The sequence below is a fragment of the Chthoniobacter flavus Ellin428 genome (assembly GCF_000173075.1).
GTDB classification, from domain to species: domain Bacteria; phylum Verrucomicrobiota; class Verrucomicrobiia; order Chthoniobacterales; family Chthoniobacteraceae; genus Chthoniobacter; species Chthoniobacter flavus.
In genome coordinates, this window is record NZ_ABVL01000002.1 from 535,278 (window position 1) to 551,265 (window position 15,988).

Sequence of the window (15,988 nt, forward strand, 5' to 3'; positions counted from 1 at the left end):
TCGTCATTTCGACAGGGCGTTATTTCAACTATTTATATGCCTTGACTATGTCGCCAACCGGTTAGGCCGACTCCACTTAATCCGTGCCAGTTGCAGCTCGCCGCGGTTACCGGCTTTCGGACACCACGAACCATCCGTCACCCATGACTCCGTTTCGCTGACGCTATTCACGCCGAAGTTACCCATCATCGGCACCAGGTCGCCGGCATTCACCCCATCACCAATGAGGGGGAGCACGACGCGCTCTGTGGCGCGGATGAGACGCAGTGTTTTCGGATCCACCTGCGCCACCCACATCGGCGCGCGCCAGCGCATCACCTTGAGATTGGTGGCATCGCGACGGGTATAGACGAGGAAGAGCGCGTCGGAATGCGTGAGCCAGTGCTGTTGCGTGGTGGACATGATGAGCGGCGCGCCATCGTCCCAAGCCCAAGCCTGCTGAGGCTCGTAGTGAAGCCCGTCATCGCTCACCGCGACATAGCCATGGTTATCCTCGGCGCGGATCGTAAGATAAAAGCGCTTTTGAAAATAGGTCACCGAAGGTTCGAGCAAGCCGCGACCTACGGAGTTCGTCAGCTCGGGTCCGATCTCCTTCACGAGCAGTTGCCTGCCATCGAACGAGCAGCGCACACCGCACACCGCGCGCGGCTTGTTCTTCACGCCGAAGGTGAAACTCATCATCACCTCGCCGTTCGGCATCATCACGCGCTGCCCGCAATTATTCGAATACATCTGGCTGCCGCGCGGATCGTCCCACTCCAGCTTCTGCCGCGATCCCCAGGCGCCATCCTTCCACACGGCATACATCGGCCAGCGCGGCGGTTGGTCGCCTTTGAAACCGGGCTTTTTGTTGTTGTAAAAAACGTTCTGACCGAGCGCAAGGACGCTGCCCGTTTGCGCATGATAGGAAGGCGTCACATCACAGACCGCTTCGCTCCCTCGCCTTCCGGTTCCCAGCCCAGCGGCGGCACCGGCAGGAATTCACTCCATGTCTTGCCCAGATCGTCGGAAGTCGTCCAGTGCAACGGCCCGAAGTAATCGGAGCCCGTGATGGCCTGTAGCGTCATGAACGCCCTCTTGCCGACCATGCAGGCGCGTGGGTGAAACCACGCACCACCCTTCACTTCCGGCGCGGACAAAACAACCTTTTCGATCAACTCGATCAGCGGGCCTTCGGCCGCACGCGCCTGGGTGGCATGGCCGGCCAGCGCCAGGCCGGTGACTTCGAGAAAACGACGACGGGAGATATTCATGATGCTTGGGGGATCATTCCGTGCGGCGAACGCACCGCGGCATCTCACCGCAGGACGTGGAGCCTCACAAGCGCGAACCTTGCGCAAAGAATAGTTGACTAAATCAACTATTCGTTTGATTATGGCAACCATGCGCCCCATCGAACAGCGCGCGGATTCGGTCCGCGAATTCAATCGCTTCTACATGAGCCGCATCGGTGTGCTCGGAGATGTCTTTCTCGACACCGAGTATTCCGCCAGCGAGGTGCGCCTCCTTTATGAACTCGCCTATCGCGACCGTCCCACCGCCAGCAAGATCGGTGAAGCCCTCGGCCTCGATCCCGCTTACGTGAGCCGCACCCTGCGCAAGTTCGAGAAGCGCGGCTTCATCACCACCGTGCCCGGTGCCGATCGTCGTTGCCGCCTGCTGATGCTGACTCCAGCCGGACGCAAAGCCTTCGCCCCACTGGAAAAGAAGGCCCGCGGCGCGATCGTCGACATCCTCGAACCCCTCTCCACCGCGGATCAAAACCGCGTCGCCGAATCCATGCTCGCTCTGCGAGTGCTGCTCGGCGATCCCAGCATCGCTTCGAAACAGCAAGGTCTGTATCTCATCCGGCCACCGCGTCCAGGGGATCTCGGCTGGATCGTGCACCGCCACGGCGTGCTTTATGCCGAGGAATTCGGCTACGGCGCCTGTTTTGAGGGACAGGTCGCCAGCGTGGTGTCCGACTTCATCCGCCATCAGCAATTCGAGCGCGAGCGTTGCTGGGTCGCCGAGCGCGACGGCGAAATCATCGGCTCGATCTTTCTCATCGCGCAGAGCAAGACCGTGGCGCAACTCCGACTCCTGCTCGTGGAACCCACGGCTCGCGGCATGGGACTCGGCCGCCGGCTGGTCGACGAAACGATCCGTTTCGCTCGCGTCGCCGGGTATCAGCGCATCCGCCTCTGGACGCAGACCGAGCTCAAGGCTGCCCGTAAACTTTATCAGTCCGCCGGTTTCCAAATCATCGGCGAAGAAGCACACGAGGGCTTCGGAAAAAAAATGCAGGCCGAAGTGTGGGAGCTAAAATTATGAGCCTTCCCACAACGAACCCGGTCGCTTTTCACTTCCGTTTGTCACGAAAAACCGCTGGCCGGAATAATACGTGTCCGTATTTTCTCCGTCCGCCTTACCCTTCCACCCGTTTCGGACGCTTTTCCTCTTTTCCGCAGCCCATCAACCTTCTGTCCTAAATGTGGATCGTCAGACTTGCCCTTAACCGGCCCTACACCTTCATCGTCCTCGCGCTGCTGATTTTCATCATCAGCCCGGTGATGATCAGCCGGACGCCGACGGACATTTTCCCGAGCATCGACATCCCGGTGATCTCGGTCGCCTGGCAGTATGCCGGCCTCAACTCCGAAGAACTCGAGGGCCGCCTCACCACCGCTTACGAAAAGGCGCTAACCGCGCTGGTCGATAACATCCAGCACATCGAATCGACGACCTACAGCGGCACAGTCGTCGTGAAGATCTTCCTTCAGCCCACCGCCAGCCTCGATACGGCGAATGCCCAGGTCGGCGCGGCCTCCGAGTTCATGTTACGCTCCCTGCCGCCAGGGACACTGCCACCGGAAATCAACAACTTCAGCGCCTCCAGCGTGCCCGTGCTGCAAATCGGCCTCTCCGGTTCGGGACTTTCCGAGCAGCAGTTGAACGACGCTTCGCAGCGCGATGTGCGCCCGCAGCTCATTACCGTTCCCGGCGCGGTGGTCCCGAATCCTTACGGCGGCAAGCAGCGCCAGATCATGGTCAACATGGACCAGAAGCTCATGCAGGAGAAGGGCGTCTCGGCCACCGACGTGCTCAACGCGGTGAATGCGCAAAACGTCGTTGTCCCCTCCGGCACGGTGAAGATCGGCACGCGCGAGTACGACGTTCGCCCGAACGCCGCCGTGCGAAGTCTCCAGGAGATCAGCGACATTCCCATCAAGCAGGTCGGCAATACGACGATCTTCGTCCGCGACGTCGCGGTGGTCAGCGACGGCTTTGCCGTGCAGACAAATATCGTGCGACAGGATGGCCATCGCAGCGTGCTCGTGGCCGTCGTGAAGAACGGACATGCCTCGACCCTCGATGTGGTCCAGGGCGTGAAAAACATGCTCCCGCGCATCGCGGCCATTGTGCCGCCGGAGTTGAAAATGACGCTGCTCTCCGACCAATCCATCTTCGTCCGCGGCGCCATCGGCTCGGTGATCCGCGAGGCGGTCATTGCCGCGGCCCTCACCGGACTCATGATCCTGCTCTTCCTCGGCAGCTGGCGCAGCACGGTCATCATTGCCACGTCCATTCCCCTTTCCATTCTTACCTCGGTCATCGTCCTCAGCTTGTTGCACGAGACGATCAATATCATGACCCTCGGCGGCCTCGCCCTCGCGGTGGGTATTCTCGTCGATGACGCCACCGTGGAAGTGGAGAACATCCATCGCAATCTCGCCATGGGCAAACCGTTGACCCAGGCGATTCTCGATGGCGCGCAACAGATCGCCGTGCCGGCCTTTGTGGCCACGCTCTGCATCTGCATCGTTTTCCTGCCCATGTTCATGCTCGGCGGCGTGGCGCGCTATCTCTTCGTGCCGTTGGCCGAAGCGGTGATCTTTGCGATGCTCGCCTCCTACATCCTCTCCCGCACGCTCGTCCCGACGCTGGCGATGTATCTGCTCAAGGCGCACGAACACGATGAACCGGGTAAGGGATTTCTGGGCCGCATGCAGCTCCTTTTCGAACACGGTTTCGAGCGCATACGCCGCTTCTACTGCTCCATCCTGAATTACCTCGTTGGTATCCGCCACGTCTTCGTGCCGATCTTTCTCACCGTTTGCGTCAGCTTCGGTCTGCTCATCCCGTGGCTCGGGCAGGACTTCTTTCCCAGCGCCGATAGCGGCGAAATCCTCTTGCACATGCGCGGCAGCACCGGCCTGCGCATCGAGGAAACCGCCCGGCTGTGCGACCTCGTGGAAGGCACGATCCGCAAGGTCATCCCCAAGGAGGAACTGGCCAGCATCCTCGATAACATCGGCATGCCGTACAGCCCGATGAATACGATGCACATGACCTCCGGCGCAATCGGGCCCAGCGACGCGGACATCCTCATCTCGCTGCATCACGATCATCATCCCACGGCCGACTATCTGCGCATTCTGCGCAAGCGGCTCGCCCAGGATTATCCCGGCACGACCTTCTACGCGCTGCCCGCGGATATCGTGACCCAAATCTTGAACTTCGGCATTCCCGCGCCCATGGACATCCAGCTCGAATGTTCCGATGGCCAAATCCCGGAGACTCATGCCATCGCCACGAAGATGCTGGCCGACCTGCGCAAGATTCCCGGCCTTGTCGACCTGCGCGTGCAGCAACCCATGGATTTTCCGACGCTCGATATCGCGGTCAATCGTGCCAAAGCCCTGCAGAGCGGCTTCACGCAGCACAACATCGCCAATGTGGTGCTCAATACCTTGAGCGGCAGCATGCAAGTCACGCCCATGTTCTTCCTCAACCAACAGAACGGCGTAAACTACAACCTCGTAGCCCAGGTGCCGCAATATCGGATGCAATCGCTCGGCGATTTGGAGAATATGCCGATCCTTTCCAACCACGGTTCGGAAATCCTTGGCGACCTCGCCACCATCCACCGGGCGCAGGAAATGCAGATCATTTCGCAATACAACATCCGTCCGGTGATCGATATCTACGGCACGGTGCAGGATCGCGACCTCGGCGCCGTGAGCCGGGAAGTGCAGAAGATCGTGGACCAGACCCGCAAGGAACTGCCGCGCGGAACGTTCATCACCCTGCGCGGCCAGGTAAAGACGATGCACGATTCCTATGTCGGCCTGCTGGCCGGTCTGGCCTTCGCCATTCTGCTGCTCTACATGCTCATCGTCATCAATTTTCAATCCTGGCTCGACCCGCTGATCATCATCACCGCCCTGCCAGCGGCGCTGGCCGGCATCATTCTCGCCCTGCTCTTCACCCACACCACGATCAGCGTTCCCGCGCTCATGGGCGCCATCATGTGCATGGGCGTGGCGACCGCAAATAGCATCCTCGTTATCTCCTTTGCCAAGGAGCGCTTCATCGAGACGGGCGATGCCGTGGCCGCCGCTCTCGAAGCCGGCGCCACCCGCTTCCGGCCGGTGATCATGACCGCCCTCGCGATGATGATCGGCATGGTGCCGATGGCCCTCGGTCTCGGTGAAGGCGGCGAACAAAATGCGCCGCTCGGCCGCGCCGTCATTGGCGGCCTGCTCTGTGCGACTATCGCCACCCTCATTTTCGTGCCTGCAGTTTTTAGTCTTCTTTATCGCCGTAACTCGGTGCCTGCCTGATAATCCTTTATGTCTCAGCTTGCTGACGTCACCCCGATGCCTCCACGTGAGAACCCTCACTCGCCGTCATCTTCACAGCCACCGCCGCTTCCTCCGGAAGGCGGCAGGTCTTCGCTCGTCCTGGGCGTATTGATCGTCGCCGCGATCCTGGCCGCGGCCATCGGCTACTCGGTCCTCTCGCGCATGAAGGCAGAAGCGTCGCTGAAAAAAACCACGCTCGCCGAGGCCACGCCCACCTTCAATATCGTGCATCCATCCCCGGTGGTTTCGTCGGGCGAGATCACGCTGCCCGGCAGCGCGCAGGCCTATATGGATACCGCGATCTATGCGCGGACGAACGGTTATCTGAAGAGCTTCAAGGTCGACATCGGCGCCCATGTAAAGCAGGGCGACCTGCTCGCCGAAATCGAAACACCCGAAGTCGACCAGCAGCTCGAGCAAGCCCGCGCCGATCTCAAAAATGCCCAGGCCAATCTGAGCCTAGCCCAACTCACCGACGCCCGCTCGGAGGATCTTTTCAAAAAGAAGACCATCTCGCCGCAGGAACGCGACCAGGCCAGGACCGATCTCGCCGCCAAGCGCGCCCTCGTCGACTCTGGCGAGGCTAATGTGCGACGACTGGAGCAGCTCAGGGCCTTTGAAAAAGTGGTGGCGCCATTCGATGGCGTGGTCACCGCGCGCAGCACCGACGTCGGCGCGCTCATCCAGGCGAGTTCGACCGGCGGCGCGAAGGAACTCTTCCACCTTGCCGACAATCACATCCTGCGCGTTTATTTCTCCGTGCCCGAGATTTACGCCTCGAGCGTGAAGCACAATGAGGAAGTCGCCATCGCGTTCGATGCGTTTCCCGGCGAAAAATTCACCGGCAAGTTGATCCGCGATTCGGCCTCGCTCGATCCGCTCTCCCATACGCTCAACGTGGAAGCGGACGTGGAGAATCCGGCCGGCCGGCTCCTCCCTGGCGGTTACGCCACGGTACATCTAAATATCCCCGGGACACCGGGCGCCGTCACGATTCCGGCCAATACGCTGCTTTTCCGCTCGGAAGGCCCGCGCGTCGGGGTGATCCGCGACGGACACGTGGCGCTCGTTCCCATCGAGATCGGCCACGATTTCGGCAACACCCTCGAAGTCCTCTCGGGCCTCAAAGCCGAAGACGCCGTGGTCCTCGACCCGCCGGATTCCCTGACCGACGGCGAGACCGCGCGTGGCCAGGAAGCACCACCGAAGACCGCAGCCACGCCGGCGAAGAAGTAGCTCCTACTTCACCAAATCCCCCAGCAGCAAAATCGCCCCGGGGTAAATCGCCGTGCCGTCATAGCGCTCCGGCTTATCGATCTTGTTGTTCCTCTCGGCGAGGATCTTCGCTTTGTCCGGTTGGTCGGGATGAATCTCGATCTTCACCGTATGCACGGTATCAGGCAGATCGGAACCGATGACCAACGTCGCCAGGCGAGGATACGTGCAATAGGAATCGAAGCGCGGCACGATCTTCGCCGGCTTGTCGTCCAGCGTCACGATCACCTGCCCGCAGTCCGGCCCCACGAGATCGTAGATTGCCGCGCGCGTGCCCTTGAACTTGAACGTGATCGTCTCCCCCGGCTTGCTCGCGCGGTGCAGATCACGCAGGCGGGTAAAACTCTTCGCCATCGAATCCTTCGCCGGATCGAGCTTGGTGAAGCCCGCGGAAAGCGTCGCCTCGCTGATCGGAATCAGCTTCGCATTCTCGTAATTGTCCGCGACCAGCGGCGCGCCCAATTCATGTGGCGCCGGCTTGGTCGACGCCGCATCGATCGGCCCCAGCGAACGCACGATCGCCTGGAGATAAAGCTCATGGCCGGTCTCCGGATACGGATGCACACTGTCCGCCGAGAAGACGAATTTATCGCCGAGCGCCGCCTTCTCCGCCTCGGTCTTCGGCAGCGGCGCTTTCCACACCAGCTTGCCTTCCTTCGCCAGCTTCGTGACCTCCATGCCCATGTGGATCGACGGGATATTGTAGTGCTCCGCGACTTTCTCCATGACGCTGGCCGAACGCTGATACTTGCCCTCCAGCATTGGCGCGACGGCCGCCTCGGTGAGCGTGTAGACGAAGCAGATGTCGCAATCCGGCGCCGCCTTCCACGTCTGCCGCACGATTCCCTCCATGCAGCGCGTGATCTGTTCCCGAGCGAAGCGCCCACCATCATTCGTCGCGAATTCGACGAACATCAGGTCCGGCTTTTTTTCCAGCACATCCTGCTGCAACCGGAAGACCCCGAGGTCCGATCCCGTGCCCCCGATCGCCGCATTGATCTCGCTGAACTTCGCGCTCGGATACGTCTTTTGGAAATACGCCAGCGTCTTCGGCCGCCAACCCGCCTGCGCGGTAATGCTGCCACCGAAGTAAGCGATCTTGATTTCCGCTCCGGGCGTCTGCGCTTTTTTCAGGAAATTCGGCAGCCCACCGCGTGCATGCACCTCCTCCGCGGGCGCGAGCGGGTAATCGCTTTTTTGCGCCTGCGCGACCGAGACCAGCGCGAGGAGACAGAGCAGAAGGGGAACGAAACGAAGACGAAGGGACATTCGCTGACACTACGGCGGCGCCGAAGAAGACAGCAACGGATTTTCCCGCGTTGCTCCGCCTACCTGCCCGATGCCTTCGCGTCCGCGGGAATCGCCGAGAAATCCCCCTGCACCGTCTTCGGAGCATTCTCCTTGGCGTCCCAATAAAACGTAATGAGCTGGCCACTCTTTTTCTCGCGGACGGTATAGCGCTTGTGCTCATCGTCCGCCGCCACCATCTCGAACCGGTCCCCACCTAATTGCACCATGCCATCCGCCAGGGCGCGAGTCGGGTTCGTCTTGGACTGTTCGGCCAGCTTCTCGAACTTCGGGCGGGCTTCCGCGATCCATTTTTTAATCGTCGGCCCGAAAAGAATCGCGCCCCCCACCCCGACCACGACGACGATGACGATCAAAGAGGTGCACCCCATCGCGAGCCAGCCCAGGGGGCCCATGCCTTTTTTCTGAGATGCTGGGGAATTTGCCATGGCGCGGAAGCTAGGCGGGCGGCCCGGGCAGGCGCAAGCGCCGAACGCTGCGGCAGCCCCCTGAAATCAGTAAAAATTCCTCTCTAGCAAATCCCTGGGAACCCGGTTTACTCAGAAACGTCAACATGTCCCCCATTCGCCACAACTGCGCTGGAGTCTCCCGCCGCGATTTTCTACAGATCGGCCTCGGTGGCACTTTAGGCCTCGGCCTATGCGACCTCTTACGCGCTCGCGCGGCGGCAGCGCCCACCACCCCGGCGGCGAAAAATGTCAATTGCATCATGATCTGGATGGATGGCGGGCCGTCGCATTATGAGACGTTCGACCCCCAAGCCCGGATGCCCCGGCGGAAATTCGCGGCACTTTCGGCACCGTGCCCGACCTGCGTGCCCGGGGGTGCATTTCAGCGAGACCCATTCCCGAACCTCGCCCAAGTCTTTCGATAAATTCACCCGCCCATCCGCTCGATCTGCCACAAGGATCCGAACCACGGCGGCGGGCAATCATTACATGATGACCGGCGCGCCCACGCCGGTGCCGGTGGGCTGCGGCGCTTTCGTGACGTTTCATCCTTCCTTCGGCTCGATGGTTTCCTATGACCGCGGGGTGCGCAGCGGTCTGCCCGCCTATATGGCGATGCCGAGCAATACCCGCTCCGGCGGCCCGAATTTCCTCGGCGGCCAACATGCGCCTTTCGTCATCGGCGGCGATCCGAATGCCAAGGGCTTCCAAGTGCGCGACGTGGTCGTGCCGGCGGAAATCACCGAAGGCCATGCGCACACGCGCCGCGATTTGCGCACCGCGCTCGACCGCATGCAACGCTTCAACGACCAGCTCGTGGACGATCCCGCGGTGGTCTTCGACAAATTCTATCAGCAGGGCTTCGACCTCGTCTCGTCTTCCAAGGCCCAGGCCGCGTTCGACATCAGCCGCGAAGACGACAAGGTGCGCGATCGTTATGGTCGCAACGATGTCGGCCAGCGCATGCTCCTCGCCCGTCGGCTCGTGGAGGTCGGCGTCTCGTGGGTCACGGTAAATTATGGCGGCTGGGACGATCACAAGAAACTCTTTGAGACCTACAAGGGCAACCGCCTCAAAACTTTCGATCAAGGGCTCTCGGCACTGCTCAACGATCTGAGCGAACGCGGGCTCATGGAGAACACCATGGTGATTGCTCTCGGCGAATTTGGCCGCACTCCGAAAGTTAATAAGGACGCGGGGCGCGACCATTGGCCCTTTGCCATGTCGGTGCTCATGGCCGGCGCGGGCATTCCCGGTGGACAGATCGTCGGCGCGACGGATGCGAAGGGCTACCATGCCTCGGAGAACGTGTATCGTCCGGAGGATTTTGCCGCGTCGCTCTACACCAAGATGGGCATCGATCCGAACATGACCCTCCAGTCGGGCAGCGGACGGCCGGTGCAGTTGGTGAACGAAGGCCATTTGATCAAGGAACTCTTCGTCTAAGCGAATCGCGTGTGGCGAGCAGCCGGCATTTTCCTCGCGGTCCTTGGCGCGGCCTCCGCCGCTGAACCGACGCTCACGCACCTGTATCCCGCCGCGGGACAGCAGGGTACCACGGTCACCGTCACTCCTGTCGCCAAAGCCACGCCGTGGCCGCCGCAGGTCTGGGTGGATGCACCGGGGATCACGTTTGCACCCTCGAAGACGAAAGGGAAATTCGACGTCGAGATCGCCAAGGATGCCGCGCCTGGCCCCCATCTGGTGCGCTTTTACAACGAGAGTGGCGCGTCGCAGCCTCGGTTCTTCATCGTCTCCACGGAGCCGGAGCTCCTGGAAAAAGAACCGAACGACGAATTCAAAGCGCCGCAGAAGATCGACGCGCTCCCCGCGACCATCAGTGGACGGCTCGATAAATCCGGCGATGTCGATTCCTTCGGCATCACGCTGAAGAAGGGCGATACGCTCACTGCCTGGGTCGAGGCTTATGTGCTCGCTTCCACCTTCGATGGCATGCTTCGCGTCGTCGATGAAAACGGCGATGAACTGACCTTCGATCACGATGGTCGCACGCTCGATCCTTATCTCACCTGGAAGGCGCCACGCGACGGCACCTTCGTCGTGCAACTCATGGGCTTCGCCTACCCGGCGAATGCGAGTGTGCAGCTCACCGGTGGCGAAGGCTGTATCTACCGGCTTCATCTTACCACCGCGCCGCAACCGCTGATCAGTTTTCCACCACATCATCCTGACGAGGGCGCGGAAGTCGCCGAGCAGGAACCGAATGATTCCATCGACAAAGCGCAGGCCGTGACGCTCCCCTGCTCGATCTCCGGCTGCATCAACCAGGCGGGCGACGAAGATCGCTTCGCCTTCACTGTCGAGAAAGGCAAGATCTATAGCATTGAGGCCATCGGCGGGCGGGCCGGTTCGCCTCTCGACGCGTGGCTCAAGATCGAGAACAAAGACGGCAAGCAACTCACCCGCGCGGATGACACCGTCGGCGGGCGCGATCCTCATCTCACCTGGACCGCTCCGAGCAACGGTGCCTTTTACGCGGCGATCGGCGATATCACGCATCACGGCGGCCCGCGCTTTCTCTATCAGCTTCATATTGGCGAAGCCATGCCCATCGTCGCAGGGACGGTCGCCAGTCATGAATGCGTTCTCGCTGCTGGGAAGACGGGCGAGATCAAGGCGACGATCAAGCCGGCCAATGGTTTCAAGGCGAAGCTCCATCTCGCCGCGAAGAATTTGCCCGCTGGCGTTACCGCGCCAGAGGTCGATGTCCCGGAGAAAGGCGGCGATGTCACCTTGAAACTCAACGCCGAAGCCGATGCGGCCGCGGCCGGTCAACCCATTCAACTCGTCCTGCGCGAAGCCGACTCCGGCGCGGAACATCCGGTGAGCTATTCGATGATCACGACCGGGGAGAACAATGGCGTCCCGCAGGGCTATACCGAACTCGTCATCAACTCGACGGATCAACTCTGGCTCACCGTGACGGCCGCGGCGGCCAAGCCCGATGCGCCGAAACCGGATCCGGCCAGCGCGACTTCCCCCAAATGAACTGGCGCCGCTTCACTCTCACGCTGTTCGCGCCTCTCCTCTGCCTTTGCAGTCGCGCGGAGGATCAACCGCTCTTCGTCGCCACACCGCTCACCAATCCCGGCGCATTCACCCACGGTATCGAAGGGCCGGCCTGCGACGCCGCGGGAAATATCTACTTCGTCAATGGTCCTTGGGAGCAGACCATCCAAAAGGTGACCCCACAGGGCGACAACGAAGTCTTCGTCACCTTGCCCGGAAAGAGCATCGGCAATGGCATCCGCTTCGGCCGCGACGGCACGATGTACGTCGCCGATTACACCGAGCACAATATTCTGACGGTCGACATGCGGACGCGCGCGGTGAAGCTCTTCGCGCACGAGGAGCGGATGAATCAGCCCAACGACCTCGCCATCGCGCCCGACGGCACGCTCTACGCCAGCGATCCCAATTGGGACAACGGCGACGGCCAGCTCTGGAGCATCGACCGCCATGGCCATGTCCGGCAGCTCGCGGAAAAAGTGGGCACGACCAACGGCATCGAAGTCAGCCCCGACGGACACACGCTTTACGTCAACGAAAGCGTCCAACTCTGCGTGTGGGCCTTCACGATCGCGCCCGACGGTTCGCTCACCGGTAAGCGACTGCTCAAAAAGTTCGATGACTTCAGTCTCGACGGCATGCGCTGCGACGTGGACGGCAACCTCTACGTCACGCGTCAACTCAAGGGCACCATCGTCAAGCTCTCGCCCACCGGTGAAGTACTGAAGGAATTCAGCGCCCTCGGCGCGAAGCCCAGTAACGTCTGCTTCGGCGGTCCCGACGGACGCACCCTCTACATCACCGAAGTCGAGCACCAACGCCTCGTCCAGGCCCGCGTGGACCGCCCCGGCCTGGAGTGGCAACGCTGGCAGGAGGCTGCGGCAAATCGATCACCATGAAACTGCAAGTAATCAGTAATCAGTAGTCAGTAATCAGTGATAAGTATGTGCAGACTAATTACTGAATACTGATCACTGATTACTGATTACTCACCCTCCCTTCCCCCATGACCGACCGTTTCGCCAAATCCCGCAGCCTCTTCGAGCGTGCTCAAAACAGCATCGCCGGTGGCATCAATAGTGGCATCCGCAAGATGGAACAGCCCGTGCCGCTCTACTTCGCCCGCGGTTCGGGATCCCGCCTGTGGGATGTCGACGGCAACGAATGCATCGACTTCCAGACCGGCCAGGGCGCGCTCCTCTTCGGCCACGCGCCGGAGGGAATGGCGGAAGCCATCTCGGCGCAGGTCCGGCTCGGTACGCACTGGGCCGCGCAATCGGAACTCGAGATCGACGTCGCCGAACGTCTCCAGGCGATGATCCCCAGCGTGGAGCGCGTCCGCTTCAACAATTCCGCCACCGAGGTCGTCCTGAGCGCGCTGCGCCTGGCGCGTGGACTCACCGGCAAACCGCTCGTCTTGAAATTCGAAGGCCACTACCACGGCTGGTCGGATGAAGGCCTCGTCGGCTTCGCGCCGCCGCCGGACAAATGGGGCACTGAGGAAGAACCGACGCGCCTGCATCCCAGCAAGGGCGTCATCCCCGAGGTGCTCGATCAATTCGTCGTCGCGCGCTGGAACGACCCTGAGCATCTGCGCCGCCGCGTGGATCAATATCGCGGCCGGATCGCGGCGATCATCTTCGAACCGGCGCTCTGCAACACGAGTTGCATCGAGCCGGCGCCCGGCCTGCTCAGCACCATCCGCGAACTGTGCGATCGCGAGGGCGCACTCATGATCGCCGATGAGACGATCACCGGCTTTCGTTTCGGTCCTTCCGGCGCGCAAGGCTATTACGATTTTTCGCCCGATCTCACCATCTTCGGCAAGGCCATCGGTGGCGGTGTGCCCTTTGCCGCCCTTGGCGGCCGGACGAGAATTTTCGAACCGATCATCCGCGGCGAGGTCGTCCACGCCGGCACGCTCAATGCCAATCCGCTTTGCCTGTCCGCCAGCCGTTGGTGCCTCGACCAGATCCTCGCCCTCGGCAAAGAACATCCCACCGGCCTGCAGTGCCTGGGCAACAAGCTCATGGAAGGCCTCGAAAGGCTGGCCCACGAATATGCCATCCCGCTGCATCCGCAAGGTCCGGGCCTGGTCTTTCACACCGCCATGCTCAAGCCCGGAGCCGCACCCGGCCCCATCCGCGATTATCGCGATTGTGTGCAGCGCCACGATGCCCCGCGCTGGGCGCACCTCCGCCGTTGCCTGCTCGAACACGGCGTGCGCGCCATCGAGCGCGGCCTGTGGTTCATGAATCTCACGCTCACCGAAGCCGACATCGAGACCACGCTCACCCGCGCCACCGCCGCTTTCGCGCAGCACGCGGCCGAATGGAAAGCATGAACCGCCCGCGCGTCCTTTTCGCCGGGCTCTTTCACGAGACGCATACCTTTCTCGAAGGCACCACGGCGCTACACGATTTCCAAGTCTTCCGCGGCGCCGATCTGCTGCGCTGCACCGGCGACAGCTCACCCCTCGGCGGTGCCCTCGAATCGGCCAAGGCCTTCGGCTGGGAAGTCGTACCCACCGTCGATTTCCGAGCGTCGCCGAGCGCGATCGTCGAAGACACCGTCATCGAGGATTTCTGGCGCGATCTCACCGCGCGCATCCCCCCGCAGATCGACGCCGTGTACCTCGTCCTGCATGGTGCCATGGTCTCGCAGTCATTTCCCGACGTCGAAGGCGAGATCCTCGCCCGGCTGCGACAGCGCGTCGGCGAGGTCCCCATCTTTGGCGTCTTCGACCTGCATGCGAATTTCACGCAACGCATGGCCGAGCTCTCAAGCTGTCTCGTCGCGTACCGCCAAAATCCGCACACCGATGGACGCGCCGCCGCGAAGATCGCCGCCGATCTCCTCCAGCGCTCGCTAAAAACCCAGCAATTCCCGCGCACTTACTGGCAACATCCACCGCTGGTCTGGCCACCGACCGGCACCGGCACCGCCGATGAGCCGATGCGCGCGCTCGAAGCGGTCGCCCGGCAACTCGAATCGCAGAACGCCGATTTTTGGACCGTGAACGTCATCGCCGGGTTCGCTTTCGCCGATACGCCGGACACCGGAGTCAGCTTCACCGTCTGCACCACCGGCCCCGAGACGCCCGTCCGCGCGGCCCTGCAAGAACTCTGCGACTTGGCGGCGAAATTGAAAGACCGAGGCAATGTCGTCGATCCCCCGATCGAGGACGCCCTGGCGACGCTGAAAACACAGCCGGACGGGCTGACCGTCCTCGTCGAACCGTCGGACAATATCGGCGGCGGCGCCCCGGGAGATGGTACGGGCCTCCTGCGCGCGCTGATCGACCATGGCGTCTCGAACGCGGCCATCGCCATCAACGATCCCGACGCCGTGAGACAACTCACGAAGCGGCCTGTACACAAACCCATTACCTTGGACATCGGCGGCAAAGGCAGCCGCCTGGATGCAGGACCGCTCCCGTTGGAAATCGGCCTGCTCTGGACGAGCGACGGCAAATTCGAACTGGAGGACAAGCAAAGTCATCTCGCTTCGATGGCCGGCGACCGGTTCGACATGGGCCCGTGCGCCGTCGTGCGGCATCGAGACATCACCATCCTGCTCACCAGTCGCAAGACCCCGCCCTTCGATCTCGGCCAATGGCGCAGCCAGGGCATTGATCCGGCGAAGCTGTCCGTCATTGTGGTCAAAGCCGCCGTCGCTCACCGGCGCGCCTACGATCCCATCGCCGCGCGCATGATCTGGGTCGACACGCCTGGCCCGTGCACGAGCAATCTCCGCTCGCTCCCTTACCGCAACATCCACCGTCCCATCTTTCCACTCGATTCCCACTCATGACCCATCCCGACGTCTCCTATCCGCGCAACGCTGACACGCCCACCTCGCATCTCCCCTTCAGCCCGAGCGTCCGCTTCGGCGATCTCATCTTCATCTCCGGCCAGGCTTCGGTCGATGCCGAGGGCAAGATCGTTAGCGACACCTTCGAGGGCGAATTTCGCCGCTCGATCGAAAACGTGCGCAAGGTCCTCGCCGCCGCCGGCAGCGATCTCGCTCACGTCATCCAGACCCGCAACTATGTGCGCGACGCCGCCGACGTGCCGCTCTACAACCAACTCTATCGCGAGTATTTCACCGAGCCCTACCCCACTCGCACCACCATCACCAACTGCCTCCCACCCACGCTGCGTTATGAAATCGAAGTCGTCGCGGTGAAGCGACCGGCTTAAAGGCAGAACATCCAACATCGAACACCCAACACCCAACATCCAATTACCCTCCTTCTAACCGCTCCACGCTCGCCATCGGCTTCTGTCATTGGAAGTT

Annotated in this window: 13 protein-coding genes; 9 read left to right on the forward strand and 4 right to left on the reverse strand. The window is 61.7% G+C overall.

Going from position 1 to position 15,988, the window contains the following annotated elements:
* Positions 1-45: 45 nt before the first annotated feature.
* Both CFE428DRAFT_RS05110 and CFE428DRAFT_RS38735 read right to left on the reverse strand, forming a co-directional pair.
* Positions 46-918, reverse strand: a complete 873-nt coding sequence (locus CFE428DRAFT_RS05110) for a hypothetical protein (RefSeq protein WP_006978384.1) — start codon at positions 916-918, stop codon at positions 46-48.
* Positions 915-1,253 carry a hypothetical protein gene (locus tag CFE428DRAFT_RS38735; protein WP_006978385.1) on the reverse strand — a complete coding sequence of 113 codons (339 nt, stop codon included), beginning with the start codon at positions 1,251-1,253 and terminating at the stop codon, positions 915-917. The genes CFE428DRAFT_RS05110 and CFE428DRAFT_RS38735 overlap by 4 nt, the downstream gene beginning before the upstream one ends.
* 121 nt (positions 1,254-1,374) lie before the next feature.
* On the opposite strand from CFE428DRAFT_RS38735, the gene CFE428DRAFT_RS05115 reads away from it, so the two are divergent.
* The 3 genes from CFE428DRAFT_RS05115 to CFE428DRAFT_RS05125 all read left to right on the forward strand — a co-directional run bounded on the left by CFE428DRAFT_RS05115 (position 1,375) and on the right by CFE428DRAFT_RS05125 (position 6,863).
* Positions 1,375-2,313 carry a bifunctional helix-turn-helix transcriptional regulator/GNAT family N-acetyltransferase gene (locus tag CFE428DRAFT_RS05115; RefSeq protein WP_042724394.1) on the forward strand — a complete coding sequence of 313 codons (939 nt, stop codon included), beginning with the start codon at positions 1,375-1,377 and terminating at the stop codon, positions 2,311-2,313.
* A gap of 158 nt (positions 2,314-2,471) precedes the next feature.
* Positions 2,472-5,606, forward strand: coding sequence for an efflux RND transporter permease subunit (locus CFE428DRAFT_RS05120; protein ID WP_006978387.1), 3,135 nt, complete (start codon positions 2,472-2,474; stop codon positions 5,604-5,606).
* 36 nt (positions 5,607-5,642) lie between these two features.
* Entirely contained in the window at positions 5,643-6,863 is a 1,221-nt protein-coding gene (locus CFE428DRAFT_RS05125) for an efflux RND transporter periplasmic adaptor subunit (RefSeq protein ID WP_157447423.1), read from the forward strand.
* Between the two features lie 3 nt (positions 6,864-6,866).
* On the opposite strand, the gene CFE428DRAFT_RS05130 is transcribed toward CFE428DRAFT_RS05125, so the two are convergent.
* Together CFE428DRAFT_RS05130 and CFE428DRAFT_RS05135 are read right to left on the reverse strand one after the other, a co-directional pair.
* Complete coding sequence (locus tag CFE428DRAFT_RS05130) at positions 6,867-8,171, reverse strand: SGNH/GDSL hydrolase family protein (protein WP_006978389.1); 1,305 nt, start codon at positions 8,169-8,171, stop codon at positions 6,867-6,869.
* Between the two features lie 59 nt (positions 8,172-8,230).
* Entirely contained in the window at positions 8,231-8,581 is a 351-nt protein-coding gene (locus CFE428DRAFT_RS05135) for a hypothetical protein (protein WP_157447424.1), read from the reverse strand.
* 369 nt (positions 8,582-8,950) lie between these two features.
* Here CFE428DRAFT_RS05135 and CFE428DRAFT_RS05140 point away from each other — a divergent pair, with 369 nt between their 5' ends.
* The 6 genes from CFE428DRAFT_RS05140 (at position 8,951) to CFE428DRAFT_RS05165 (ending at position 15,891) form a co-directional block, all read left to right on the forward strand.
* The gene (locus CFE428DRAFT_RS05140; RefSeq protein WP_202797357.1) at positions 8,951-10,105 is read left to right on the forward strand and encodes a DUF1501 domain-containing protein; all 1,155 of its coding nucleotides are present in this window, start codon (positions 8,951-8,953) and stop codon (positions 10,103-10,105) included.
* Positions 10,106-10,114: 9 nt separating this feature from the next.
* A complete protein-coding gene (locus CFE428DRAFT_RS05145) occupies positions 10,115-11,668 on the forward strand; it encodes a PPC domain-containing protein (protein WP_006978393.1) in 1,554 nt (517 codons plus the stop codon).
* Entirely contained in the window at positions 11,665-12,588 is a 924-nt protein-coding gene (locus CFE428DRAFT_RS05150; protein ID WP_006978394.1) for an SMP-30/gluconolactonase/LRE family protein, read from the forward strand. The genes CFE428DRAFT_RS05145 and CFE428DRAFT_RS05150 overlap by 4 nt, the downstream gene beginning before the upstream one ends.
* Before the next feature lie 107 nt (positions 12,589-12,695).
* A complete protein-coding gene (locus CFE428DRAFT_RS05155) occupies positions 12,696-14,033 on the forward strand; it encodes an aspartate aminotransferase family protein (RefSeq protein ID WP_006978395.1) in 1,338 nt (445 codons plus the stop codon).
* On the forward strand, positions 14,030-15,502 hold the full coding sequence (locus tag CFE428DRAFT_RS05160) for a M81 family metallopeptidase (RefSeq protein ID WP_006978396.1): 1,473 nt from the start codon (positions 14,030-14,032) through the stop codon (positions 15,500-15,502). Before CFE428DRAFT_RS05155 ends, CFE428DRAFT_RS05160 begins: the two co-directional genes overlap by 4 nt.
* Positions 15,499-15,891, forward strand: a complete 393-nt coding sequence (locus tag CFE428DRAFT_RS05165) for a RidA family protein (protein ID WP_006978397.1) — start codon at positions 15,499-15,501, stop codon at positions 15,889-15,891. Before CFE428DRAFT_RS05160 ends, CFE428DRAFT_RS05165 begins: the two co-directional genes overlap by 4 nt.
* The last annotated feature ends 97 nt before the right edge of the window (positions 15,892-15,988 follow it).